Here is a 25,274-nt window from a genome sequence, read left to right on the forward strand (position 1 = left end):
AAAACACCCTTAATTATGATATTAAAATTACTAACTCATATTTCAAGAATACTAGTAGGTCTTTTATTTATTTATTCTGGATTTGTAAAATTAGTTGACCCAATAGGGTCTCAATATAAATTTGAAGAATATTTTAGTGAAGGAGTTTTAAATTTAGAATTTTTAATTCCAGTTGCACTGCCTTTTGCCATTCTTTTAATAGTTTCTGAATTAGTTTTAGGTGTTATGCTGTTAGTTGGTTTTAAACCTAAGTTTACTGTTTGGAGTTTATTTGGTTTAAATTTAATCTTCTTATTTTTAACTTGGTATTCATATACATACAACAAAGTAACTGACTGTGGTTGTTTTGGTGACGCTATAAAGCTAACTCCTAAAGAAACCTTTTACAAGAATGTTATTTTTATGGTGTTTATTGTAATTTTAATTTTAGGCATAAAATTTATTAAACCCTTAATATCAAATAAAATAGCTTCATTATCTACTTATATTTCTGTTTTCATTTCTTTAATTATTGCTTATTATGTTTTAAACCATTTACCAATTGTTGATTTTAGAGCCTATGCTATAGGAACAAATATTGAACAAGGTATGCAATATCAAGAAGGAAGTGATGATGCTCCTCCTATTCATGATTTTGAAATTAGTACAGCAGATGGTGATAAATTAGAGGAAATGCTTTCTAAAGACAAAGCAATGCTAATTCTTATGACCACTACAGAAAAAGTTAACAAAGAAGGTATGCTTGAAATTTCAAAGGTTGCTGCAAAAGCTAAGAGCAGTGGTTATGAAATTTATGTTCTAACATCAGATATGATGATGGCTGATGTTATTTATGAAGAAAATTACGATGCTTTAAATGCTTTCAAAAAAGAATACAATTTACCATATACTTTTGGTAGTTGTGATGAGAAAGCTATAAAAACTGTAATTAGAGCTAACCCAGGAATAGTAACTGTTAAAAAAGGTATTATTGATGGTAAATGGAATTGGACAGATGCTGATGATGTAGAATTATAACATTAAAATAAAACAACTTTTTATAGATACTTAAAACCTCACAGATTTTGTGAGGTTTTATTATATTCGCATATAATGAAACAACTGCTATTAATTTTTATAGGTGGAGGAGCTGGAAGCGTATTAAGATACTTAGTAGGTAAACTTTTAAACAATTCTCAAACTGGTATTCCTTACGGTACTTTTGTTGCTAATATTTTAGGTAGTTTATTAATTGGTATCATTTTAGGGTTTGCTGCAAAAAACGAAACCTTAACTCAAAACCATACGCTTTTACTAGCTACAGGTTTTTGTGGAGGATTTACTACATTTTCAACCTTTGCATACGAAAATCATGTGTTTTTAAAAGCTGGAGATTTTACAACCTTTGCCATATACACAATAGCTAGTTTTATTATTGGATTCTTGGCCGTTTTTGGCGGGATCTTTTTAACTAAATTTTTATAATAATGACCAATTTAACAGAGTATAAAGAAGAAGAACACTATGCAATTATTACCTTAAATAACGGTAAAGTAAATGCTATTTCTCATGAAGTTATTGATAATCTAAACCTATGCTTAGATAAAGCCGAAAACAATAAAAAGGTTGTTATATTAACTGGAAAACCTGGAGTTTTCTCAGGAGGGTACGATTTAAAATCTATGACTGCATCTCCTAAATCAGCACTAGACCTTGTTACCAAAGGATCAAAATTATCACTTAGAATGCTTTCTTTCCCTATGCCAATTATAATAGCTTGTAACGGTCATGCTATAGCAAAAGGAGCTTTTTTATTATTATCCGCTGATTATCGTTTAGGTACTGATGGTGATTTTAAAATAGGGTTAAATGAAGTAATGATTGGAATGACTATGCATAATGCAGGAATAGAAATTGCAAAAGCTCGTTTAACTCCAGTATCTCTTAATCGTAGTGTAAATAACTCAGAAATCTACACTCCTAAAGATGCTATTTCCGCTGGTTTTTTAGACAAAATTGTTCCACAAGAACATTTATTACCAACTGCAATTAAAATTGCTGAAATGTTTACACAATTAAACCCTAAAGCACATGCAGCTACGAAACTAAAAGTAAGACAAACTTCTTTAGAAAAGATAGAAAAAGCTATACAACAAGACATAAAAGAAGGTTTAACTCCTCCTTCTAAATAATTATATAAAAAAACTAAAAGTAAAGAAGTTTAAAACTTCTTTACTTTTTATAAGCTTTTACTCCTGCTTTTATTTCGATGTCTAAATAATTATCTCTTGGAGTTATTGGGCAAGAATACCTATCACTATAAGCACAATATGGATTATACGCTTTATTAAAATCAATCACTATAGTACCGTCTTTTTGTTCATCGGTAGTTAATACATCAATAAATCTTCCTCCACCATACGAAGTTGTTCCATTTGTTTTATCTAAGAAAGGTAAGAATAAATGGTTTTTATATTTTTCTGTTGAAAATTTATTTTTATAAATAGCTAATTTTAATTCTTTATTTTCTATTGTAAAAGTAATTACTCCATACTTTTCATATACAGCCACCCTATCTGTTGTTGTTGGAAAATTAAAAGTAGGCGAATCTGGAGTCTTTTCTATCTTTGCTTTTACCTTATAAGTTTCATTTACTGGGTAAAAATCTAACCCTGTAAAACTTTTCAATCCTTTTTTTGTTAACGGAGAAGTTGTAGCATCTTTAAATTTAGAATTTAATGACTTTTGAAAATCAGTTTTACCAAGTTGTTTTCTTTTTCCTTGAGAATTACATGATACCATTGTTATCATAGTAATAAATACAAAAAAATGTTTCATCAATTTATGTTTAATAAGTTCAATTATTGGTGAAGATACTAGAGTTAAATTATGTTACAATAACTTTTTTTAAAATTAACAAATTCCACTTTATCAATATATAAACATCTATTTTAAATAGAGTAATTGTTTAAAAATCACCAAGGACAATCTCTTTGCTTTTCAACAAGAAACATACATTATAAACATTTAAATACCAAATACATAACACAAACTAAGATTTCTTTTTTTTAAAAAAAACTTGTTTATACTTAAAAATAAATTCTACATACTATTTTTTTCTTTGTGCTATTTACTTATATAGCCTAACTTCATTACATTTTTCACATAAAAAAACAATATTAAACATCAAATCTTATTAATCTTATAAAAAAAACATTTAATTCTTTTTTGAAAAATTAACAAGTTTTATTATATTTGGTTAAATACCTACTAATTTATAGCATTATAAGTGGTAAAAAAACGAGTTTATCTTCCTAAATAAGAAAAACTTATAAAAAAATAATATATTTTGATTGTTTTTTAACATATAAAACCGTAAATAACGCTATATTTGACCCCCAGTTTTTTATTACAATATTGTTATAAAAAAATTAATGAGATGTCTTAAATAGACTATAAGAGTTATATCTTTTTCAATTTTAAATCAACACCAAACCTAAATTGTAAAGATTATTTTAATTTAAAACGAAAGAAGCACTTAATATGAATTCAGAGTTAATTAGTAAAGGAGAAGAGTTTGAAACCAGAAAATTCAAATTTGTTACTACTAGTGATAGAATATTAGCTTCAAGAGAAGCTAAAGCGTTAATTTTAGAAATTAATGAAGTTTATAAAGAAACTAAAGATAGTAACTTAATGGACTTAATGAAACGTTTAACAGTTGTTAAACAACGTATAGACAAACGTTTAAAAGGAAAACCATTAACGGCCTAATACTTTTTCCTAAAAAAGCACGTTATAAAATTAAGGGTGCTATAATTAATTATCTAAACCCTTAAATATGATATTTATTCTTGATAAAAATTCTAGGTCTTTTCCTAGAATTTTTTTTTAGTTTTGTATACTAACCAAATTAAACTCGGGATGTAGCTTAGTCCGGTTAAAGTGCTGGTCTGGGGGACCAGAGATCGGAGGTTCGAATCCTCTCATCCCGACTTTCAACTCCTCTCTTAAATTCTAAAAATCAATAATTTAAGATATATTACTTGAAGGAGGAAGAATAAGTTTGTTTAAAAACCTTTCTTTAAATCCAATAATATTGGGGTTCGTTTGATCAAGGTCAAATTCTTCATTCACTTGCTCTCCACTTGCATATTGCCTCAAAAAAACTGGTATTGATGAGTTTTGTATTAATTTAGGCACTGCAAAATTCTCATTCCATGAAGGCCATTTTTCAGGAGAACTGTGATACCTAGCAATCCATAAACCATAGCATGTTATTTCACCTTTAATTAATATTGAAAATGTAGTATTATCATGATAATTTGCATAAACACATGGAAGAATATTTACAGAATTTTCACTTTTTTCCTTACTATAGGAAATTAAAGTCTCTGACCAACCTCTATAGTACTCTTCAGATATGGAGCCATTACTTCCACTTACATTTCCTTCAACATCTAAAAAAAAGAAAAACTCACTCCCTTGTGACTTCCAATAATTGACAGTAAAGGTAGAAAAAAGATCATTTACTCCTTGCTTAGCATCTGTTACCCCCTGTGAATAAGAACCTCCTACATGGTTTGTATGCCTTGCAATAGGTAGTAGTTTTATATTATTTTCATGTAAAGTATTATTTTCTAAATTATGCGAATACTCCACAGGGTAACCAGTAGTAAAATACCTTCCCCATGCAATTGGCATTTCATTATAATAAGAATATACTTTATCTATTAAATCATTTGCGGGTTGAGAACTGTCTACAATTTTAAATGAACCTTTGTTAATGTTTGATTTTATCATCTTTTTATTCATGTCTCTTTTTTATAAGAATAGTTGATCTATAAACTAATTAATTGGTGAAACAAAACGAAGCATAGTTAAAAAAAATACTCAAAATCTAGTTTTTTAACACGTTAAAACTATTTAAATTTACAATAAATCAACTATTCTTATAAAAAAGAGACATGAACGTTTTTTAATTAAGTATGGACGTAGCAAAATCACCATACACCTATAAATTTTTCTTTTTTGACACTTAAATTTAGTGCTTTGTAAACTTAAGTCACATAAAATAAATTGCTAATGCAAGCCTACTTACGAAAATCCTCACGGACTTTCTATCTGTGATTTATTTATTAAATTTAGTGTTTAAAATACGCAACTAATCTTACACAAACACTTAGTGCATACATAAAAATCGATGAATAATAATCATATCAGATATCTTAGTCAAAATCACATTCTTTTTAAAGAAGCAATAATTGCATTTTCAAAAGAAAGAGCCGAAAAGGCTTCTACCTTAGTTAAATTATATAAAACAACTGCAGACAAAAGAATTTATGGTTATTTAGTTCTAGATTTCAGTTTGTCAGAAGATATTGTTTGTGGTGATTTAACAATATTTAAATCTGAAAAAATAGATTTTGATTTAAAAGACACTTTTGGTCAACAAATATCTTGGACATATATATCAGCCGTAAGAATGCCCGAGTATGTAAATTTTCTTAATTCATCTTTATATACATTAGCTTTAAGTTCAATTTGTTCATTTGCTTTTGAACGACCAGTATATTCAGCAACCGAATACACATATGAAAAGCATTTGGAAAAAAAAGCTAGCTTAGAAGAGTTAAAACATATTGGAATGTCATTCCCTATTCTTTCCTTGGGAAATGACGGTACTGAATCAAGAGTTCATTCTTCTATAATTTCTCAATGGATAAAAAATTTCAAAGAAATATATAAAGTAGTAAACACGTTTTCTGAAACTGATAATTCGAACTCAAAGCTAACTTTCTATTCTTTTTTTCAAATAATGAGATTGGTTCAATTATCTCTTCAAAATAAAAAAAATGATTTTGATTTATCCTTTAGTTTATTGATAGCTGCAATTGAAAGTGCAGCTACATTTTACTCTATGCCTATAAGCCCAACAAAACCAAAGGAGCATAAACAATGGTTGAAATTAAGAAAAAGTGGAGATCCAATAATTAATAATCTAGCAAATAAATATGAAGAGTTATGGGCTAAATTTTCGCAAGTAGAAAAAGACTCTCAGCTATCCTCTAGGTTTATAAAGTTTATTTTTGAATGCGCTCCCAAAGAGACTTGGGAAGAAACTATTGATAATGATTTGTTAAGAGATGGGATTAACTATAGACAAAAATACCCTCACGAAGTAAGTCTCCAGTCTGAATTGACTCCTTTTACATTATCTGATGAACAGCTAGAAGAGGTCATAAAAAAGACTTATTCATATAGATCAAATTTTTTTCATAAAGGAATATCAACCCCTCATCAAGAGCATAAAAATTCGAATAGAAATAGATTTTTTGAAAAGACACTAAATATGTCCCGATACAATAAAAAAAAGAAAGAAACTCATCTGAACATTGAATCTTTATATAATTTACACGCAAAATACGAATTAATGAGCTGTATTGCCCGAGTTTCGATAACTGAAAATGCAAAGCGTACTACAACAAAACCTAAACTGCCTTAAAACTCAATTTAACCAAACCGTTGGCAAAATGTAAACTACACAACAACATCATTAAAATTATTTCATTGGTTGTGTATCCTTCATATTTACTTTACACTACCTCTTTTAAGAAGAGCCTATCTTCTTTAATAGATTCAATAAAAGCTTTCAAAGGTCTCCTTATGAAGTTTTCGGGAGATCTCATTTTTCTTTTTCTTAGTTCTTCATTAATAATATCTCTTGCATGATATCCTACAGAGCCAATAAAATAAAGGGGGACTTCATTTAATTCGTTCTTATAATTAACTAATTGTTTATCTATAAAGTTCCCTATACAAGAACTTATCATTTCTTTTGCGTAAGGATGCTCAATATTCTCAAATAAAAAACGTGCAAATTGCGCTAAATATTTATTAGGCATTTTTGACCCATAGAGTTTTGATAAAACCATATCATCATCTAGCTTAAACTCTTTTTCCAAAGAAAACTTAAGGTCTTCTGGTAAACTTCTATAATAATAACTTTTTAAGAGTTCTTTTCCTAAATGATTACCACTTCCTTCATCCATTAAGATGTAGCCCATTGCTTTTACTTTTTGTTCAATTACTTTTCCATTAAAAAAACAACAATTAGACCCAGTACCCAATATGCAAACCACCGAAGGTTTACTTGAAGCAGCAAAAACAGCTAACATTAAATCTTCTTTAATAGCAATTTTTGATAGGTTGGTAAATTTTTTCTCAAAAATGTTCTTTATTTTATCACTCCCTTTTTTATTATTACACCCTGCTCCAAAAAAGTAAATAGTTGTTACTAACTTTTTATAAAACGATAATTCGCTACAGTTTTCAAGAATATTTTCTATATCTTTTTTCTTTAAAACAGAAGGATTCACCCCTTTTGTTCTAATTCTTCTTACTATATTATAATCTAGGCTTTCTAACAAAATCCAATCGCATTTTGTTGACCCACTATCTGCAATTAATATCATTTTATCTAAGAAACTTCTAACTGTAAATTATAATTTTTGATTTTACTAATCATATTACTTACTAAATCTTTACCTAATTTAAGTCCGTTATTAGACTGCTTTAACTGCGTATTTGTATACACAACATTATCAACCATTTTATTAATAACTATTATTGGTAAATGTCTTTCAGAAAGTTTGATCAGATATTTATTATCTTCAGCATGGCGTTCAGGAAATAATGAAGGTGATATAATTAAACCATCAATAATATTTTCAGATAATAATTTTGTGTACGTAATTTCTTTTTCTGGGCTATTACACGTTTGATAAACCATAATTCTATGTTTTTTTTCACATGTTTCTTCAGTAATACCTACTAATAAGTTAGAAAAAAAATCATTTTTTAAATCAGGTAGTATAACTCCAATAATAAAGTTCGTTTTTCTTTTTAAATTCTTAGCAAAAAAATTAGGCCTGTAGTTTAATGACTTTGCTATTTTAGAAATCCTTTCTTTAGTTATACTACTAATTTCATGGCTATCATTTAATGCCTTAGAAACTGTTGACACTGATACTCCCGATTTTAATGCTATTTCTTTTAATGTTACGTTATAATTCATATAATTAAGCTATTAATTTGGGGTTATATTAATTTTATAGATACTTTACTTATAAACCTATTGAAAATATTTATTTGTCATAACTTTACGTCATAAATCCTTACTGTCTATTCATTCAAGAACTTTTCTATTACAGGTAAAATAATTAATTCAGTATCTACTAATGGTTCTTTTAGAACTTTTACACATTCATTTACCTCCTTTTTTACCTTTTTTGTAATCTTCTTACCATTAAGAACCTCAACGCAAACAAGTGATAACTCCTTAAGTTTCTTATAATGATTTTTTATTAAACCTATGTTAGGGTTTGACTGTAATTTTAAAAAGTCGTTATACCCTTTAATCCATTTATTAAAATAATTTATCAACTCTTTCTTTTTACTTACGCTAGTTCTTTTTAAATAAGAGTTCATTGTTTTTTTAAAGTTATACCCATCAATTGCATCAGCAAAACAAGCATCAGCAAAAAGCGTAAATGGTGAAAATGATTTATACTCTGTTCCTCCTTTATTTCTTGTATAGATCTCTACAGGTTCATAAACACCTGTTAAAACTTTTAAAGAACTTATATGATTACTCTTAGTTATGTTTCTTAAAATGACATCTCTGTTTTTAAAATGACTAATTCCTAACTCTTCTAACTGAAGACTAATTGGACGCAGTCTTTTTCTCATGTTTTCAAGATTTTTCACTTCTTTAACCGACCAAAATCTTTCTGCAATTGCTGCCGTTCTTGGCCATATTCTAGAATCTATAGTTAACGGAGTAACAAGTTCACTCCACATAGTTACTTCACCTCCTAAAACTCTTTTTTCTTCTTCTTTCGTAAGCTTTCCATTTCCTGCAGGATCAAATAAATAATGATGCTCAACCGATTGCATTCTATCAATATAGTAATCATTAGATAGCACTGCTTGGTATCCATTTTTTACAGCCTCAGTTAATGTTCCATTTTTAAAGCCTTCATTTACACCTCTCCACGAATGAATAATAGCAGTTTTAGGCATGTCTTTAGTCATTATTTCATCCCACCCCATTAATTTCTTGTTGTATTTTTTTAATATCTCTTGTAATTTGATATTAAAAAATGTTTGTAAATCATGATTACTATTTAAACCTTCTTTCTTCTTAAATTTTTGTACCTCATGATTTTCATCCCAATGCTTCCCTTCATTTTCATCACCTCCTATATGGAAGTAATTATCAGGAAACAATGGCGTTAATTCAGCAAACAATTTGTCTAAAAAAACATATACTTCTGGATTAATGGGGTTTAATGTGGGATGAAAAACTCCAGAAAATCTTTCAATTTTATAATCATATCCTTTTTTACTTCCTAATTCAGGATATGCTGTTAATATTGCTGTAGCATGTCCAGGAACATCAATTTCAGGAACCACTCTTATACCTAATTTATTAGCATAAGAAACAATATCTTTAATATTTTCATGCGTATAATACTGACCATCAGAACCTAGCTCGTGTAATTTAGGAAACACTTTTGACTCTACCCTAAACCCTTGATCATCTGATAAATGCCAATGAAAAACATTCATTTTCATAGACGCCATAGCATCTAAATTTCTTTTTAAAACACTTAATGGTTGATAATGCCTTGCAACGTCAATCATTAACCCTCTCCATATAAAACGTGGAGAATCTTTAATGGTAACTCCTCCAACATAAAAAGAGTTTTCATTATATCTTATTAATTGTAATACTGTTTCTAATCCTCTTATAGCTCCTACATCAGTTTTAGCTAAAATCTCAACCTGTTTCCCTGTTACTAAAACCTCATATGATTCATCAACATTTAACTGAATATCAGCAACTTTATTAAAGGTAATTTTAATAGTTGCATTTTTTTTATTCAAAAAAGGAAAGCCTTCTTTTACAAAAACACCAGTTCTATTAGTCAGCCTTCTTATAAATTTTATAGCCGCCCCATGAACTCTTCCATCTTTATTATTAATAGAAACAGTAAAGTCTTCATTAATATATACCTTATTATTATTTTCTTTTATTTCCTTTGGCCAAGGCATTAAATTATACGTTTCTGATAATTTATTTTGACCATTAACCATTATAACACTAAATAATAAAATTGTTAATAGGTTATTTATTATTCTTTTTATCATATAATATTTTTAAAGTTTTTTATAAACTTCTATAATTTTGTTATCCACTCCTAGCTCTTCAATCTTCTCTACCCCTGTTATTATAAGAGTATCATTATTTATTTTAGCATTGAATTCAAAAACTTTCCCTTCCCATTCTCTATAATTCAAATAATCAAGATATTCTTTATAGACACCTTTTTTATAGACATATCTTCCTCCTCCTGCTACATATACAGCTGAAGAATCTTTACCTTTATTTAAATCGTGTCTTAAAAAAGAAAAGTGAGTTTTATTAATAATTTTAATCATCTCCTGATTGGGCGATACTGTAGAAAAGGTAGAATCTTTTGTTATAGTTTTTGCTGAAACTAGTTGCCAAGTTCCTTCTATTTTAGACTCTTCTTCAATGCCACACCCCAGTAATAGTAATAAAAAGATTAATACACTATATTTCATATTAAAAGAAATAGCGTTTAAACGCCTCAATAGCTGCATAATCTGCCATACCCAAGTTACGATACTTTTCAGCAGTTAACTTGTTTCTATCTTCTGCCCTAACCCAAAACTCTCTCGCATCGTTTCCTTGAAACATTACTTTATCTTTTTGAGACTGGTGATAGAATATTGCATGTCTTTTTTTCACTACCTGATCAGGACTCATTGGAATAGCCATTTCTATTTCATGAGGTTGCCATTCAAACCAAGCTCCTCTATACAACCAAACCCAACAGTCATTCATGTATTTTTGATTTTTAAGAACCTCTAATGCTTCAAAAAGTGAATTTAAACATACTTTATGAGTTCCATGAGGATCTGCTAAATCTCCAGCTGCATAAATTTGATGTGGTTTAATCTCTTCAATCAAAGCACACATGATATCAATATCTTCTTTTGATAAATTGTTTTTCTTAACCTTTCCTGTTTCATAAAACGGAAGATTCAAAAAATGAATATTATCATCAGGAACACCTAAATATCTAGTTGCAGCCAATGATTCTGCTCTTCTAATCCCTCCTTTTAACTTCCTAACCTCAAGTGTATCTATTTCGTTTGCCTCTTTATTTAAAATAGAAGAAATAATATTTTCGGTATTATTAGAATTTGGATCAAACAATTTAAACACCTCAGCAAATTTTAACGCATCATCATCTGAAACTGCAATATTCCCTGATGTTTGATACGCTACATGAACTTCATGTCCTTGTTCAACTAACCTATCAAAAGTTCCTCCCATTGATATTACATCATCATCAGGGTGAGGACTAAATATAATTACTCGCTTTTTCTCTGGTGTACTTCTTTCTGGACGTCTTGAATCATCTGCACCTGGCTTTCCTCCTGGCCATCCAGTTATTGTTCTTTGCAATGCATTAAATATTTTTATATTCAATTCATAAGAACTCCCTTCTTCTACCAACAAACTAGACATTCCATACTCGTTATAATCTTTATCTGTTAACTTAAGAATTGGTTTACCTACTTTATCACTTAGCCAGAAAATTGCTTTCTTTTTCAGCTCTTCTGTCCAAACACATGATGAAACTAACCAAGGTGATTTTATTCTTGTTAATTCAGAAGAAGCCTCTTTATCTAATACAAAAGTTGCATTAGTATGCTCTTGAAGATATGTTGCTGGAACTTGTGAAGTTATTTTCCCTTCAATCGTTTGTTGAATTACTTCAGCTTTATTAACACCCCAAGCAAGTAATATAACCCTTTTTGCTTTTTTTATGGTGTTAATTCCCATTGTTATGGCTCTTTTAGGAACATTCTCTATTCCTAAAAAATCTGACGCAGCATCTTCTCTTGTTATATGATCTAAAGTTATACTTCTTGTACTAGAATTATAATGAGACCCTGGTTCATTAAAACCAATATGACCAGTTCTCCCAATTCCAAGTAATTGAAAATCTAATCCTCCAGCTTCTTTTATTTTTAATTCATAATCTACGCAATATTGATACACCTCTTCTGGTTGAATTGTTCCATCAGGTATATGAACACTTTCTGGAACTATATCAATATGATTAAATAAATGCTCATGCATAAAATGATGATAACTTTGAATATCATCTGGTTGCATTGGCCAATATTCATCTAAATTAAAAGTAATTACATTAGAAAAACTTAACCCTTCTTCTTTATGCATTCTTACTAACTCTTCATACACTTTAATCGGTGATGAACCCGTAGCTAAACCTAAAACACACTTTTGGTTTACACTAGCTTTTTGCTTTATAAGCTGAGCTATTTCTGAAGCAACTAATTTTGATGCTTCTAATGAGTTTTCAAATATTACGTTATGACTCTTTTCAAAACGTGTTTCTTCAAACTGTCCTGCTAGATGATATTTCATTTCTTTATTATTTGACATAACCATGCTTACCTTAATCTTAAAATAAATTACTTTGTAAATGTAGAATACCAGTTCTCTCTTTGCGATTTTTTTCGACAAATAGCCATAAAACTGCTACTAAAAACAATCGAGAATGCATACTTACATCCCCGATTATTTATAACAAAGTTTACTGGTTAAAAATTACTGCTTCCGGTATCCCACCAAAGTCTGGTTCCTCCATTATCTAAACCTTTTAAGAAGCTAACTGCCTTTTGAACATTTGCTGAATTGGTGTTCTTCTCACTATCCACAAAATTGATACGGCGTATTTGAATATTGGTATCTATTTCTCCTCCACTGTTATTAACTACAACAGGAAAAACTTTAGGATATCCTGTTCTTCTAAATTCACTCCATGCTTCTTGACCATCAGGAAACATTGCAATCCATTTTTGAGTAATTATTTGCTCTAATTGCTCTTCATTTGTTCCTGCCTGATTGTAAGCTATTTTTACATCTGTTGAATATGCTACATTATTAGTTGCATTAATTGCATCAACAAAATCGTTTGGAGTACTCGTTGCATCTGCTAAATAAGTACTAGCCCCTGCAACACCATGCTGTGTAAAAGAAGCCTTTACACCTTCTTCATAATTTACTTTAGCATTTCCTGCTCCAGCCCAGCCTCTTAACGCTGCTTCAGCTTTCAAAAAATGAATTTCAGCAGTTGTCATCCATACTTTTTGAGTAGCTGTCATCACAACTTCTCCTAATAAAGAATGGCTACCATATTGAGATTTCGCATTAATATCAATTCCTTGACGAATTCCTTTATAATTTCCTAATGCTGCATTTGCTGGTGCATTAAAATATTTAGAAATTCTTCCATCATTGAATCCTTTTAAAATCACTTCCATTTCTGCACTCATACAAATATCTCCCCAAGTTCCACTAATAGTTGCTAATGGATGTGAAAAACCACCCATGTTTACTGTCATTGTGTTTGCTATAAATCCTGCATCACTAGCTAATGCTTTTTCTCCTTCAATTTTAGCCATAGCCTGATTTACTTTAGATACTCTAATAGCTAATCGTAATCGTATAGAATTAGCAAATGCTCTCCATGAAGCAACATCTCCTGCTAAGTTTGACTCGTCAAACGGAACAAATTGCATGTCACCTTCATATTTTTTTAATCCTGTAATAGCATCATCTAAATCTTTAAAAAACGCTTTATAGGCATCTTCTTGAGAATCGTATTCACCTGTAGTACCGTAATCATTAAATTTTGAATAACGAATAGGTCCAAAAACATCTGATACTCTATGCATTGCCATTACTTTTATAACATTGGCTAAGAAAACAAATTTCTCTCCTCCTTGTGAATTTGATAATTCTACTTGCTCTTTTATCTCTCTTGCATATGGCATTACTCCATTTCCGTTATTTGCATCATATGCATCGTTCCATATAAAACCATTCCACCCATTAACTAAAGCGTATGTTTGATTATTTATATTTCCTGCAAATGGTGTTGGAGCTGTCATATATCCTGAAAAAACATCAGCATTTAAGTTCTGTTGTAACTGGTAGTTCCATGCAGGCTCTACACGAATTATATTAGAAAACATTGGTGAAAACCTAGATCCAATATGGTTATTTTGCTGTGTTAAGCTTTCTTGTGAGATACCATGTGGATCGGTATTTATCTTAGCAAAATCTTCTGTACACGCATTAACAATTACTAAAATTATTAATAGTTGTATATATTTAAAAGTTCGTTTCATTTCTTAAAAGTTTATATTAACATTAAACCCTATACTTCTTGTTGATGGTTGATTGAATATATCAACACCTTGTAAACCTAAACCTGTACTTGCAGATATGTTTGGATCAAATGGAGCTTCTTTATAGAAAAAGAATAAATTATTTGCTATTAAAGACAATCTTACGCTTTTAAAGAACTCTCCTTTTACAGGTAACTTATACCCTATAGATAATTCTCTTAAACTAACATTAGTTGCATCGTATACATATTCACCTAACATTCCATCTCTACCTCCAATAGCATTATAGTAATCTTGAGCCGTTATTTGAGATGCAACACCTGCTTCATTTACTACATTAATCATTCCGCCATTAGTATTTCTAGCGTCTGCTGTTGCTTGAGAAACACCATATTTATCGTTTACAGCCTCTGTAACACTTACTACATCTCCTCCGAATTTACCATCAATTAAAAAACTAAAAGTAAAATTCTTGTAATCAAAACTATTACTCCATCCTAAAGTAAAATCAGGTTGAGCATGAGCTACTGTTTTAAATTCCGTTGATTTTAAAGCTCCAGAAGTATTAATTACTGGCACACCATTTTGATTTCTCACTAATGATCTTGCTTTTATACTACCAAAATCTTCTCCTTCTATTAATGAAAACTCATAACCATTTACACCTCTAGCAGTAACAATAGCCTCTCCATCTTGTAATGAAGGATGAACTGAAACGACTTTGTTTTTATTTTGTGCAAAATTTAATACTGTATTCCAAGTAAAGTTTTCATTTCTTATTGGCTTTCCATTTAAAACTAACTCTATACCTTTATTAGAAATCTCTCCAGCATTTACAATGTTTTGAGAGTATCCATTTGGATTAGGCTCAGCTTGAATAAAAAATATTTGATTCAATGTTTTTGTACTATAGTACGTTAACTCAAAACCTAAACGGTTGTTTAAAAATCTCCACTCAGTTCCAATTTCAAATGCCTTTTGTCTTTCTGGCTCTAATGTTTCTCCTTCAATTGGAGCAAAAGGCGCCGTACTAATACCTGTATTCGTTTGATTTATTTTATTTAATGGTAATGTAGCATATACAGGTATATCTTTACCCACCTCAGCATAAGAAACTCTAAGCTTTCCAAAATTAATTGACTCAGGCATTTCAAACATTTCTGAAAGAACCCCCGTTAAACCAATAGATGGATAGAAAAATGAAGTTGAATTTGTATTTACTAAGGTAGATGACCAATCTGTTCTTCCTGTTACATCTAAGAATAACATTTTTTTATACCCAAAATTTGCTGATCCAAATACAGATTGCACTTCTCTATTTCCAACTGATTGCCTTATATTATTAGTTGTTTCAAAATTAGCAATAGTAAAAACATTTGGAAAGTTTAATCCTTTACCATCTCTACCAGAATCTAATAAAATTTGATCTCCAATAGAATATTTTGTTAAACTAGTTCCTAATAAACCTGTAAAAGTTAAATCTTCTGAAAAGTCTTTAGAATAATTAGCTATTAAATCAATGTATTGTTGTGTGTTTTCAGTTTTCTCTAAAACATACCTTCCATTATCTCCAGAATTTACAGGATCTGTTCCTGCATATTGCTTTTTATCAAATGTAAAAAATGACTTATCATAACTTACTCTCGACTGTAATGAGAAGTTATCTGTTACTTGATATTTAGCAGATACATTTGCTAATACTCTTTGTACAATATCTTGACTCGGGTTTCTGTTTATTAACCAATATGGATTTTGCTGAATGTTTTCATCAAAAGAAGAAGCATACTGATCCATCATATTAGTTGTTTGATTAAAATATTCAAATTTATTTTTATAAATATCTCTATCAATTCCTACTGGATGTAAGTACACACCTGTTAACGCATTCGAGTACAAACCATTTGTAGGTCTATTCCATATTCTTTGATCAGATAAATTAACACTTGCAGAAATATTTATTTTATCTTTTAAAAATTTAGCCGTTTCTCGTAATGTTACATTATTTCTAACTAGTCTATTTCCTGGAACAACACCTTCAGCTAATGTATTAGCATATGAAAAATAGGTTTGTACTTTAGCATTTCCTGATGTTAAAGCTACAGAGTTTATTGCTGTATAACCTGTATTAAAAAAACTTTTAGCATCGTTACTTAATCCTTGAGCTTTTGCACCCCATGATTTAGGGTCAGTTACTCTACCATTTTCAGCTATTGGACTTCCCACTGAAGCTGATTGATATTCAGATTGCAATTTTGGTAAAGACATTACATTGTCAACTGTAAAACTAGATGAAACATTTACAGACAATCTACCTTCTTTTCCTTTTTTTGTTGTTACAAGAATTACACCATTTGCACCTTGACTTCCATATAAAGCAGAAGCTGACGCTCCTTTTAATACTGTTATAGATTCAACATCATCAGGATTAATTAAAGACATAGCGTCTCCTCCATCTCTGTTCCCTGTTTGACTACCAAAAATATCAGTTCCTGGTTCTGAACCATTAGATCCATTTCCACTATTTAACATTGGTACTCCATCAATAACATATAAAGGATCATTATTAGTAGTAGAAGAGTTACCTCTTAATACAACTTTTGCAGTTCCTCCTACACCAGACGAACTTCTTGTGATAGTTACCCCTGCTGATTTACCTGATAAACTGTTAATAGGATTTGTTTGTTTTACCTTTGTTAATTCATCTCCATTTACTTCCTGAGCTGAATAAGTAAGTGCCTTTTTTTCTTTTTTAATTCCTAAGGCAGTTACAACTACTTCATTTAAAACATTATCATCTTCTAATGCTATATTAATAGTTACTGACTGATTGGTTACAGCTTTTGATTGTGCTTTCATACCTAAATAAGTAAAAAGCAAAACATCTCCTACTGAGGCTTTAATTTGATATTTCCCATCAAAGTCGGTTTCAACCCCTTTAGTAGTTCCTTTAATAATTACTCCTACCCCCGGAAGAGGTCCCCCCTCTGACTTCGAAGTCACTACCCCTTTTATTGTTTTTTCTTGACCTAAAGCCAGTTGTGTTACTAAAAAAGAAAAACAAAATAGTAGTAAAATTTTATTTTTTTTCATGAATAAGTTAATTAATTGTTTGCTTAAAGTTATGTACTTCTGAAAATGTTAAAAAAATATTATATACAAACAACATCAAATAGGCAATGAATGACTCTATTTTATAGATTATCATAAATCAGTCTATTTTAGATGTTAAGTCTTGTTTGGTACACCCAAAAAAATGGTATAAATTACACACTCAATTTACTTTAATTTTGAATTTTAGAAAAAATAAATACTCAAATAGAACCATAAAAAGAAAGTACCATATCCTTTTTTGGGCTGGCTATTTTCTTTTTAACGTTATTAGATGGGGAAGCTATTTTGATGATTATTGGTACTCATTAAAATCTAACTTAATAGAATTCCCTCTACATATATTTATTGTTTATGCTAATTTGTATTTTTTTATTCCAAAATACCTAATACAAAAAAAGTATAAAAGATATATTACATCATTATTTATATCACTAAGTTTTTTATACACTGCTAGAACAGCTCTTAATTATTTCCTAGTCACTAAAAACATATGGCCAGAATCTGAAGGATACCAAGAGGCCTTTACCTTTAATCATATTATAGCTGTTACACTGGGAGAACTATATGTTTTAGCTTTAGCTACAGCTATAAAACTAACAGTAGACTGGGTAAACCAACGCAATAGAATAGAAAATTTAAAAAAAGAGCATTTAAAAAGTGAATTAAACTTTTTAAAAACCCAAATACAGCCACATTTTTTCTTTAACACATTAAACAACCTGTATGCTTTAACTTTGGAAAAATCAGATTTAGCATCAACAGTCGTATTAAAACTATCTGATATAATGCAATACGTTATTTATGATGTAAAAGAACCCAAGGTAAAGCTTTTAAAAGAAATTGAATACATCCAAAACTATTTAGATTTAGAATTACTTCGTTGCAATAAAAATTCAACAGTAGATTTAAACATAAAAGGAAATATAGCCAACGCAAAAGTGCCTCCTTTAATTTTTTTATCATACATAGAAAACTGTTTTAAACATGGAAATAAAAATAATAATGATTTTTATATCTATATTAGTTTCGAAATCACTCAAGAAAACAATTTAATTTTTAGTCTTAAAAATAGTTTCGAGCCTTCTTTAAATCAAAAGAAAAAAAGAGGGATCGGAAATACAAATACGAAAAGAAGGCTTGATTTAATATTCAAAAAAAATTATAAACTTGATATTTCACAAGAAAATAATTTATATTCTGTTAATTTAGAGATTCCTCTAACCAAAAAACAATAAAGTGAAAATTAATTGTGTTATTATAGATGACGAACCTTTAGCTATTAATGTTATAAAAAACCACCTACAAGAATTTCAAAACATAAATATTGTAGATACATTTAATAACCCTTTAGAAGCAATAAACACTCTTGAGAAAGACCCTATAGATGTTTTGTTTTTAGATATTAATATGCCAAAAATGAACGGGTTAGAATTCTTAAAAAATATCCCTGTAAAACCACATGTAATCATTACAACTGCTTATCGAGAATTTGCTGCAGAAAGTTACGATCTAGATGTTCTTGATTACTTAGTAAAACCTATACCTTTTCCACGATTTTTAAAATCGATTAATAAACTTACTCAACAACTACATTTAAATCAAAATGTGAAAAATATTCATACAAATGAAGATTCTTATATTTTTTTAAAGGTAGACAAAAAACTAGTTAAGGTAAAATATGACAACCTCTTGTACATAGAAAGTTTAAAAGACTACATAAAAGTTTGTACTACTGATGGAAACTACATCGTACATAAATCATTAACAAGTATAACAGAAGAACTACCAAGCAATAACTTTTTACGTATTCATAGATCATATACAATTGCTATTGATAAAGTAAATTCTGTTGAAGGAAATTCAGTAGATATAAACAATAAAAGAATACCTATAGGTAGAAAATACATAAACAATACAAAACAAATTATTTTAAACAATAATTAATTAATGAAAATAAAGGCTTTTTGTCTTTGTTTTTATTTTGTTTATCAAAAAAAACATAGTTGTTGGTAGAATTAATTTACCATAAACCTTTCAATTTCATTAGATTTCAACTTTTAAAAACTAATTAATGATTAACTTAAGCTCTCTTGATTACACTATAATCATATTATTTTTCACTATTGTATTGGCAATAGGTATATATGTATCTAAAAAATCTGGTAAAAATTCAGAAGAGTTTTTTTTATCTGGAAGAAACATGCCTTGGTGGTTATTAGGATTATCAATGGTAGCAACAACATTTTCAACTGATACACCTAACTTAGTTACAGATATAGTTAGAAAAAACGGAGTCTCTGGAAATTGGGTTTGGTGGGCTTTTCTAATAACAGGTTTACTAACAGTATTTGTTTACGCTAAACTTTGGCGAAAATCAAATGTAAATACAGACATTGAATTTTATGAACTGCGTTATGGTGGAAAACCTGCAAAATTTCTTAGAAAGCTACGTGCCGTATATCTTGGTGTCATATTCAATATAATGGCTATGGCTGCAGTAACACTTGCCGCTATAAAAATTGGTCAAATAATGCTTGGCTTAGAACCTTGGCAAACCATTGTATACGCAGGAGTAATTACAGTTATTTTCAGTGCTATAGGAGGATTCAAAGGTGTCGTTTATACAGATTTCTTATTGTTCTTTGTTGCAATGATTGGTGCAATTGGTGCTGCTTGGTATTTAGTTAGCTTACCAGAAATTGGAGGTTTAAAAAACTTAGTTACACATGAAAACGTTATAAATAAACTATCAATACTACCTGACTTTAGTAATACTGAAGCTGTTATTACCTTATTAGTAATACCTTTTGCTGTTCAATGGTGGAGTGCCTGGTACCCAGGTGCTGAACCTGGTGGTGGTGGTTATATTGCTCAACGAATGCTTGCCGCAAAAAACGAAAATCATGCTATAGGTGCTACATTCTTTTTTAATATTATGCATTACGCTTTACGCCCATGGCCATGGATCTTAGTTGCTTTAGCTTCTTTAGTTTTATACCCTGATTTAGCTAGTATAAAAGAGGCTTTTCCAAATGTAGCCGACAATAAGCTAGGGCATGATTTAGCATACTCTGCCATGTTAACAAAACTACCTAGTGGTTTATTAGGTATTGTTTTAGCTTCTCTGATAGCAGCATATATGAGTACTATTTCAACTCATTTAAACTGGGGAGCGTCTTATATAGTAAATGATTTTTACAAACAACAAATTAACCCAAATGCTTCGGAAAAAAAGCTAGTTCTAGTAGGTCGAGTTTCAACAGTTGTTTTAATGTTATTTAGTGCTTTATTCGCATTATTATTAACAAATGCCCTACAGTTATTCGAAGTTATTTTAATGTTTGGAGCTGGTACAGGGCTAATATTTATTTTACGTTGGTTTTGGTGGCGTATTAATGCCTGGAGTGAAATTGCTGCAATGTTTTCTTCTGGTATAATTTCAATACTATTAAATTTCACTTCATTTGGCGAGGTTCTTTTTAATTCAGAAACAGGGGTGTTTCCTAGCTGGTTTAAATTCCCGTTTATTGTACTTATAACAACTTTAGTATGGGTAATAACAACCTTTTTAACCTCTCCTGAAAAAGATAAAGTTTTATATAATTTTTATAAAAAAATACAACCTGGGGGAAAAGGTTGGAAACATATTACAAACAAAGCTCAAAACGAAAACATCAACCTTATTAATTCAAATGAAAAATGGAGCGTTCCTAACGGAATATTAGCCATGCTTTTAGGCACTGTATTTATTTACAGCTGTATGTTCGCTACTGGTTACTGGATTTATGGTAAATATACCTTAGCACTTATTATTACAACAATCGCTATTGTATTTGCCTATTTACTTATAAGAGTATGGAAAAAAATAAGCACAACTATTTTATAACAATATATTCTCTGTGAAACGATTACAATCAGTTGATACACTTAGAGGGCTAACTATAATTGCAATGATTCTAGTTAACAACCCAGGTACTTGGAGCTTTGTTTACCCTCCATTACTTCATGCTAAATGGCATGGATTAACTCCAACTGATTTAATCTTTCCCTTTTTTTTATTTATCGTAGGAATATCAATAGCACTAGCTTATAAAAATAAGAACGCTAACAAAGCTACTTATAAAAAAATAATTGTTAGAAGTTTAAAATTAGTTGGATTAGGTTTATTTATAAATATTTTTACTCCAAATTTTCCTTTTTTTGAGGAACTACAAACTATAAGAATACCTGGTGTACTGCAAAGAATAGGAATTGTTTTTTTTGTTTCTTCAATATTATTTCTAAACCTAACTATAAAAAGTATTATCTCAGTAATCATCTTTGTATTAATAGGGTATTTTTTATTTACAGGTTTTATACATTTACCTAATGGAGAACTCCCTTCTTTTGATAACAATTTAAACAATTGGTCAAATTATACTGATTATAAAATTCTAGGAAAACATATGTGGAGAAGTACTTTTGATCCAGAAGGCCTACTTAGCACCATTCCGTCAATTGTAACTTGCTTGCTAGGTATCGTTGCTGGTAAAATACTTACTTTCAAAAACAACTATAAAAAAGAACACCAATTACTTTTTTATGCTATAATTCTTTTTACTCTAGGCTACACTTGGAGTATTTGGTACCCTATAAATAAAACTATTTGGACAGGTAGCTTTGTTTTAGTTACGGCAGGCTGGGCTTCATTTGCCCTTTCTATTACTTATTATATTAATGATATAAAAAACATTACACTAAGTAAAAAGCTTATATATGTTAGTAAAAATGCCATAACTATTTATTTTTTATCAATGGTAATAGCCAAAACATTTTATTTAATTAAAGTAAATGATAATGAAAGTATACATTCTTGGTTATTTAATATTTTTTTCAACCATCATATTCAAATTACTGAGTTAGCCTCTTTGCTATATGCTCTTAGCGTTGTTTCTTTTTATCTTTTACTAAGTTACATTCTTTTTAAAAAGAATATTTTTTTTAAAGTATAACAATCATGCTATCAACTAATCAATCAATTCAAGAGAATAAATATTTTTCGAAATTAATTTATTCGAAATCTTATTATAGTACGTCATTTTCAGATAATATTTCTTTTTCTTTATATGAGAAATTTAAAAACTGGATAGTTGGTGAGTTTGATTTGTTCTTTAAAGAAGAAAATCATAACAGTTTAAATATATATTTTCCTAACGGAATAATAACAATAGAAATAAAGAACAACACAAAAATAAGTATCATTGTTAAAAACAAGAATAGTAAAAAATGTAAAAACATGATGCAAAAAGTTCTTAAACTGTATCTTTTCTCCTTACCAAAAATCACTTAAAAAAAAGACTCTCAAACGATTAAAAAAATACATTTAAAAAAAGTAAAAAAAAGTTTTTGTAGTTTCGAAAATCATTATATATTTGCCACGCTTTAAAGCAAAAGCCGATGTAGCTCAGCTGGCTAGAGCAGCTGATTTGTAATCAGCAGGTCGTGGGTTCGAGTCCCTCCATCGGCTCAAAAAATAAAAAGTGCTAACAAATTTGTTAGCACTTTTTTTATGCACTATTTTTTCTAAATTTGCTAACTATAAAACTACTTAAGAATTTCTAATGAAAAACATTTTTGTTATTGGTATTGCTGGTGGAACTGGAAGTGGAAAAACAACCGTAGTAAATCAAATAATTAATGAACTTCCTGCGGATGAGGTTTGTGTAATTTCTCAAGACTCATATTACTGTAAAACTGATAATCTTACTTACGAAGAAAGAACAAAAATAAACTTTGACCATCCTAGAGCTATTGACTTTGACTTATTAGTTGAACACCTAAAACAACTAAAAAATAAGCAAATTATTGAACAACCAATATATTCATTTGTTGCACACAATAGAACGAAAGACTCTATCAAAACACACCCTAGAAAGGTTATAATAGTAGAAGGTATATTAATTTTCAACAGTAAAGAATTACGTGATTTATGCGATATAAAAGTTTTTGTACATGCAGATGCAGACGAGAGACTTATAAGAAGAGTTCGTAGAGATATTAAAGAACGTGGTAGAGACATTGATGAAGTTTTAAGTAGATACCAACACACACTAAAACCAATGCATCAGCAGTTTATTGAACCAACTAAAAATTTCGCTGATATTATTATACCTGGTGGTGGCCACAATAAAGTAGCTATAGATATTGTTAGAACTGTAATAAACGATCGCCTATAACTATGAATTTAAAATCACTAAAAAATAAATCTCCATTTAAAATTATAACGAATATTTATATTCTTATTTTGACTGTCTTTATAATATGGATGCTTTTTTTAGATGAAAATTCGTACCTTACCCATAGAGAGTTTAATGAAGAGATTAAAGAGCTCGAAACATGGATTGACTATCACAAACAAAAAATTGCAATAGACAAAGAAACAATAGAAAAACTGAAAGATTCTTTAGAACTTGAGCGCTATGCACGTGAAAAATATCTTATGAAAAAAGAAAACGAAGATTTATATATTATTGAATTTGATACTATAAAAAAATAATGGATAATTATTTATTTAACGAATTTCAAGAGGTAACGTCTCAAGCTTGGAAAACTAAGATACAGGTAGACTTAAAAGGCGCTGACTATAACGATACTTTATTATGGAAAACTAATGAAGGAATCACCGTAAAACCCTTTTACACTAAAGAAGATAGAACTCAACAAAACATACATCTTCCCAAAAAAGAGTTCAATATTTGCCAATCAATCACTGTAGAAGACGAAAAAAAAGCAAACTCTTTAGCTAATGATTACTTAAAAAGAGGAGCCAACAGTATTGAATTCATAGTAAATAATCATTTAGATTACAAAACTCTTCTAATTAATATAGACCTTCAAAACACTGTTTTATATTTCAGATTTAAACACTTAAATTCAAAGCTAATTTCAGACATATCAGAATTCATCAATTCTGACAATTGCTATTTCAATATTGATATTATTGGTAATTTAGCAAGCACTGGAAACTGGCACAAAAGTCAAAATGAAGACCATACAGAAATTGAGTCTATTATAAAAAACGCTACAAATTCAATTTGCGTAAATACTTCTATCTATCAAAATTCAGGAGCAACAATCACTCAACAGCTTGCTTACACTTTAGCACATGCTAACGAATACCTTAATCACTTTGATAAAGAAGCTGCTCATAAAATTCATTTTAATTTTTCTATTGGAAGTAATTATTTTTTTGAAATCGCAAAAACAAGAGCTTTCAGAATACTATGGAACTCTCTTCTAAAAGAATACGATGTAAAAGAAACAACAGCACATATTTTTTCACAACCTAGCTTGCGAAATAAAACTTTATACGATTATAACGTAAACATGCTTCGAACTACTTCAGAATGCATGAGCGCTATACTAGGAGGAGCTGACACTATTACTAATTTATCTTATGATAAACTATTCCACAAACCAAATGAATTTGGTGAACGAATATCAAGAAATCAATTATTAGTACTAAAAGAAGAATGCGAATTAGAAAGCGCACAACATATTGCTAATGGAACTTATTACATAGAATCATTAACAAACCAATTAGCACAACAAGCATTAGACATCTTTAAACAAATAGAAAATGGTGGCGGATTTCTAAAACAATTACAAGAAGGAACTATTCAACGCAAAATAGCCGAATCTGCAATAAAAGAGCAAGAACAATTTGATAATGGTTTATTAGTTTTATTAGGCACTAATAAAATTCAAAATGAAAAAGATAAAATGAAGAGCGATATTGAAATTGATCCTTTCTTAAAAAAGCGAAATAAAAAAAACACTAATACAGCCTATAATCCAAAAAAGACTAGCTGAAAAACTAGAAC

Annotated in this window: 22 protein-coding genes and 2 tRNA genes; 15 read left to right on the forward strand and 9 right to left on the reverse strand. The window is 29.4% G+C overall.

Annotated features, from left to right (window positions below; genetic code table 11):
• Positions 1–15 precede the first annotated feature (15 nt).
• From BLV71_RS03150 to BLV71_RS03160, 3 genes are all read left to right on the forward strand, one after another.
• Positions 16–1,017 (forward strand): DoxX family protein, encoded by a 1,002-nt coding sequence (locus BLV71_RS03150; RefSeq protein ID WP_093869131.1) that lies wholly within the window; start codon positions 16–18, stop codon positions 1,015–1,017.
• Between the two features lie 75 nt (positions 1,018–1,092).
• Entirely contained in the window at positions 1,093–1,464 is a 372-nt protein-coding gene (crcB, locus tag BLV71_RS03155) for a fluoride efflux transporter CrcB (RefSeq protein WP_093869132.1), read from the forward strand.
• A gap of 2 nt (positions 1,465–1,466) precedes the next feature.
• The gene (locus BLV71_RS03160; RefSeq protein WP_093869133.1) at positions 1,467–2,171 is read left to right on the forward strand and encodes a crotonase/enoyl-CoA hydratase family protein; all 705 of its coding nucleotides are present in this window, start codon (positions 1,467–1,469) and stop codon (positions 2,169–2,171) included.
• Between the two features lie 40 nt (positions 2,172–2,211).
• Here the strand turns inward: BLV71_RS03160 and BLV71_RS03165 are convergent, their stop codons facing one another.
• On the reverse strand, positions 2,212–2,817 hold the full coding sequence (locus tag BLV71_RS03165; RefSeq protein ID WP_093869134.1) for a DUF1684 domain-containing protein: 606 nt from the start codon (positions 2,815–2,817) through the stop codon (positions 2,212–2,214).
• A gap of 705 nt (positions 2,818–3,522) precedes the next feature.
• Between BLV71_RS03165 and BLV71_RS03170 the strand changes: the two genes are divergently transcribed.
• Together BLV71_RS03170 and BLV71_RS03175 are read left to right on the forward strand one after the other, a co-directional pair.
• Positions 3,523–3,753, forward strand: a complete 231-nt coding sequence (locus BLV71_RS03170; protein WP_093869135.1) for a hypothetical protein — start codon at positions 3,523–3,525, stop codon at positions 3,751–3,753.
• Between the two features lie 146 nt (positions 3,754–3,899).
• Positions 3,900–3,974, forward strand: a tRNA-Pro gene (locus BLV71_RS03175).
• A gap of 37 nt (positions 3,975–4,011) precedes the next feature.
• On the opposite strand, the gene BLV71_RS03180 is transcribed toward BLV71_RS03175, so the two are convergent.
• Positions 4,012–4,782, reverse strand: coding sequence for a glycoside hydrolase family 25 domain-containing protein (locus tag BLV71_RS03180; protein ID WP_143032752.1), 771 nt, complete (start codon positions 4,780–4,782; stop codon positions 4,012–4,014).
• Between the two features lie 400 nt (positions 4,783–5,182).
• Between BLV71_RS03180 and BLV71_RS03185 the strand changes: the two genes are divergently transcribed.
• Complete coding sequence (locus tag BLV71_RS03185; protein WP_093869137.1) at positions 5,183–6,484, forward strand: hypothetical protein; 1,302 nt, start codon at positions 5,183–5,185, stop codon at positions 6,482–6,484.
• Positions 6,485–6,575: 91 nt separating this feature from the next.
• Here BLV71_RS03185 and BLV71_RS03190 read toward each other — a convergent pair whose 3' ends face one another.
• The 7 genes from BLV71_RS03190 to BLV71_RS03220 form a co-directional block, all read right to left on the reverse strand.
• Complete coding sequence (locus BLV71_RS03190; RefSeq protein ID WP_093869138.1) at positions 6,576–7,454, reverse strand: N-acetylglucosamine kinase; 879 nt, start codon at positions 7,452–7,454, stop codon at positions 6,576–6,578.
• A gap of 5 nt (positions 7,455–7,459) precedes the next feature.
• Positions 7,460–8,056, reverse strand: coding sequence for a LacI family DNA-binding transcriptional regulator (locus tag BLV71_RS03195; protein ID WP_093869139.1), 597 nt, complete (start codon positions 8,054–8,056; stop codon positions 7,460–7,462).
• 107 nt (positions 8,057–8,163) lie between these two features.
• Entirely contained in the window at positions 8,164–10,194 is a 2,031-nt protein-coding gene (locus BLV71_RS03200; RefSeq protein WP_093869140.1) for a beta-N-acetylhexosaminidase, read from the reverse strand.
• A gap of 9 nt (positions 10,195–10,203) precedes the next feature.
• On the reverse strand, positions 10,204–10,632 hold the full coding sequence (locus BLV71_RS03205) for a hypothetical protein (protein ID WP_093869141.1): 429 nt from the start codon (positions 10,630–10,632) through the stop codon (positions 10,204–10,206).
• 1 nt (position 10,633) lies between these two features.
• Positions 10,634–12,550 carry a glucosamine-6-phosphate deaminase gene (gene nagB / locus BLV71_RS03210; protein ID WP_093869227.1) on the reverse strand — a complete coding sequence of 639 codons (1,917 nt, stop codon included), beginning with the start codon at positions 12,548–12,550 and terminating at the stop codon, positions 10,634–10,636.
• Between the two features lie 158 nt (positions 12,551–12,708).
• Positions 12,709–14,301: a RagB/SusD family nutrient uptake outer membrane protein gene (locus BLV71_RS03215; RefSeq protein ID WP_093869142.1), complete on the reverse strand. Its 1,593-nt coding sequence runs from the start codon at positions 14,299–14,301 to the stop codon at positions 12,709–12,711.
• A 3-nt stretch (positions 14,302–14,304) separates the two neighbouring features.
• Complete coding sequence (locus BLV71_RS03220; protein WP_093869143.1) at positions 14,305–17,391, reverse strand: SusC/RagA family TonB-linked outer membrane protein; 3,087 nt, start codon at positions 17,389–17,391, stop codon at positions 14,305–14,307.
• 197 nt (positions 17,392–17,588) lie between these two features.
• Between BLV71_RS03220 and BLV71_RS03225 the strand changes: the two genes are divergently transcribed.
• The 9 genes from BLV71_RS03225 to BLV71_RS03265 all read left to right on the forward strand — a co-directional run bounded on the left by BLV71_RS03225 (position 17,589) and on the right by BLV71_RS03265 (position 25,263).
• Positions 17,589–18,647 carry a sensor histidine kinase gene (locus BLV71_RS03225; RefSeq protein WP_233487186.1) on the forward strand — a complete coding sequence of 353 codons (1,059 nt, stop codon included), beginning with the start codon at positions 17,589–17,591 and terminating at the stop codon, positions 18,645–18,647.
• Between the two features lies 1 nt (position 18,648).
• On the forward strand, positions 18,649–19,356 hold the full coding sequence (locus BLV71_RS03230) for a LytR/AlgR family response regulator transcription factor (protein WP_093869144.1): 708 nt from the start codon (positions 18,649–18,651) through the stop codon (positions 19,354–19,356).
• Positions 19,357–19,483: 127 nt separating this feature from the next.
• Positions 19,484–21,298, forward strand: coding sequence for a sodium:solute symporter family protein (locus BLV71_RS03235; RefSeq protein WP_093869145.1), 1,815 nt, complete (start codon positions 19,484–19,486; stop codon positions 21,296–21,298).
• 13 nt (positions 21,299–21,311) lie between these two features.
• Complete coding sequence (locus tag BLV71_RS03240) at positions 21,312–22,403, forward strand: acyltransferase family protein (RefSeq protein WP_255405095.1); 1,092 nt, start codon at positions 21,312–21,314, stop codon at positions 22,401–22,403.
• 5 nt (positions 22,404–22,408) lie between these two features.
• Positions 22,409–22,741: a hypothetical protein gene (locus tag BLV71_RS03245; RefSeq protein ID WP_093869147.1), complete on the forward strand. Its 333-nt coding sequence runs from the start codon at positions 22,409–22,411 to the stop codon at positions 22,739–22,741.
• 103 nt (positions 22,742–22,844) lie between these two features.
• Positions 22,845–22,918: transfer RNA gene (locus BLV71_RS03250), tRNA-Thr, on the forward strand.
• A gap of 103 nt (positions 22,919–23,021) precedes the next feature.
• Positions 23,022–23,627: a uridine kinase gene (udk, locus tag BLV71_RS03255; RefSeq protein ID WP_093869229.1), complete on the forward strand. Its 606-nt coding sequence runs from the start codon at positions 23,022–23,024 to the stop codon at positions 23,625–23,627.
• 2 nt (positions 23,628–23,629) lie between these two features.
• On the forward strand, positions 23,630–23,947 hold the full coding sequence (locus tag BLV71_RS03260; protein WP_093869148.1) for an FtsB family cell division protein: 318 nt from the start codon (positions 23,630–23,632) through the stop codon (positions 23,945–23,947).
• Entirely contained in the window at positions 23,947–25,263 is a 1,317-nt protein-coding gene (locus BLV71_RS03265; RefSeq protein WP_369813896.1) for a methylmalonyl-CoA mutase subunit beta, read from the forward strand. Before BLV71_RS03260 ends, BLV71_RS03265 begins: the two co-directional genes overlap by 1 nt.
• Positions 25,264–25,274 lie beyond the last annotated feature (11 nt).

It is taken from the genome of Tenacibaculum sp. MAR_2010_89, from assembly GCF_900105985.1.
GTDB lineage: Bacteria > Bacteroidota > Bacteroidia > Flavobacteriales > Flavobacteriaceae > Polaribacter > Polaribacter halocynthiae.

Excerpts from the sequence above, each read along its gene's own strand:
- BLV71_RS03185 (WP_093869137.1), top strand. The coding sequence starts at position 5,183 with ATGAATAATAATCATATCAGATATCTTAGTCAAAATCACATTCTTTTT.
- BLV71_RS03150 (WP_093869131.1), top strand. The coding sequence starts at position 16 with ATGATATTAAAATTACTAACTCATATTTCAAGAATACTAGTAGGTCTT.
- BLV71_RS03220 (WP_093869143.1), bottom strand. The coding sequence starts at position 17,391 with ATGAAAAAAAATAAAATTTTACTACTATTTTGTTTTTCTTTTTTAGTA.
- BLV71_RS03205 (WP_093869141.1), bottom strand. The coding sequence starts at position 10,632 with ATGAAATATAGTGTATTAATCTTTTTATTACTATTACTGGGGTGTGGC.
- BLV71_RS03245 (WP_093869147.1), top strand. The coding sequence starts at position 22,409 with ATGCTATCAACTAATCAATCAATTCAAGAGAATAAATATTTTTCGAAA.
- BLV71_RS03170 (WP_093869135.1), top strand. The coding sequence starts at position 3,523 with ATGAATTCAGAGTTAATTAGTAAAGGAGAAGAGTTTGAAACCAGAAAA.
- BLV71_RS03190 (WP_093869138.1), bottom strand. The coding sequence starts at position 7,454 with ATGATATTAATTGCAGATAGTGGGTCAACAAAATGCGATTGGATTTTG.
- BLV71_RS03200 (WP_093869140.1), bottom strand. The coding sequence starts at position 10,194 with ATGATAAAAAGAATAATAAATAACCTATTAACAATTTTATTATTTAGT.
- BLV71_RS03260 (WP_093869148.1), top strand. The coding sequence starts at position 23,630 with ATGAATTTAAAATCACTAAAAAATAAATCTCCATTTAAAATTATAACG.
- BLV71_RS03195 (WP_093869139.1), bottom strand. The coding sequence starts at position 8,056 with ATGAATTATAACGTAACATTAAAAGAAATAGCATTAAAATCGGGAGTA.
- BLV71_RS03215 (WP_093869142.1), bottom strand. The coding sequence starts at position 14,301 with ATGAAACGAACTTTTAAATATATACAACTATTAATAATTTTAGTAATT.
- BLV71_RS03180 (WP_143032752.1), bottom strand. The coding sequence starts at position 4,782 with ATGATAAAATCAAACATTAACAAAGGTTCATTTAAAATTGTAGACAGT.
- crcB (WP_093869132.1), top strand. The coding sequence starts at position 1,093 with ATGAAACAACTGCTATTAATTTTTATAGGTGGAGGAGCTGGAAGCGTA.
- nagB (WP_093869227.1), bottom strand. The coding sequence starts at position 12,550 with ATGTCAAATAATAAAGAAATGAAATATCATCTAGCAGGACAGTTTGAA.
- BLV71_RS03265 (WP_369813896.1), top strand. The coding sequence starts at position 23,947 with ATGGATAATTATTTATTTAACGAATTTCAAGAGGTAACGTCTCAAGCT.
- BLV71_RS03165 (WP_093869134.1), bottom strand. The coding sequence starts at position 2,817 with ATGAAACATTTTTTTGTATTTATTACTATGATAACAATGGTATCATGT.
- BLV71_RS03160 (WP_093869133.1), top strand. The coding sequence starts at position 1,467 with ATGACCAATTTAACAGAGTATAAAGAAGAAGAACACTATGCAATTATT.
- BLV71_RS03235 (WP_093869145.1), top strand. The coding sequence starts at position 19,484 with ATGATTAACTTAAGCTCTCTTGATTACACTATAATCATATTATTTTTC.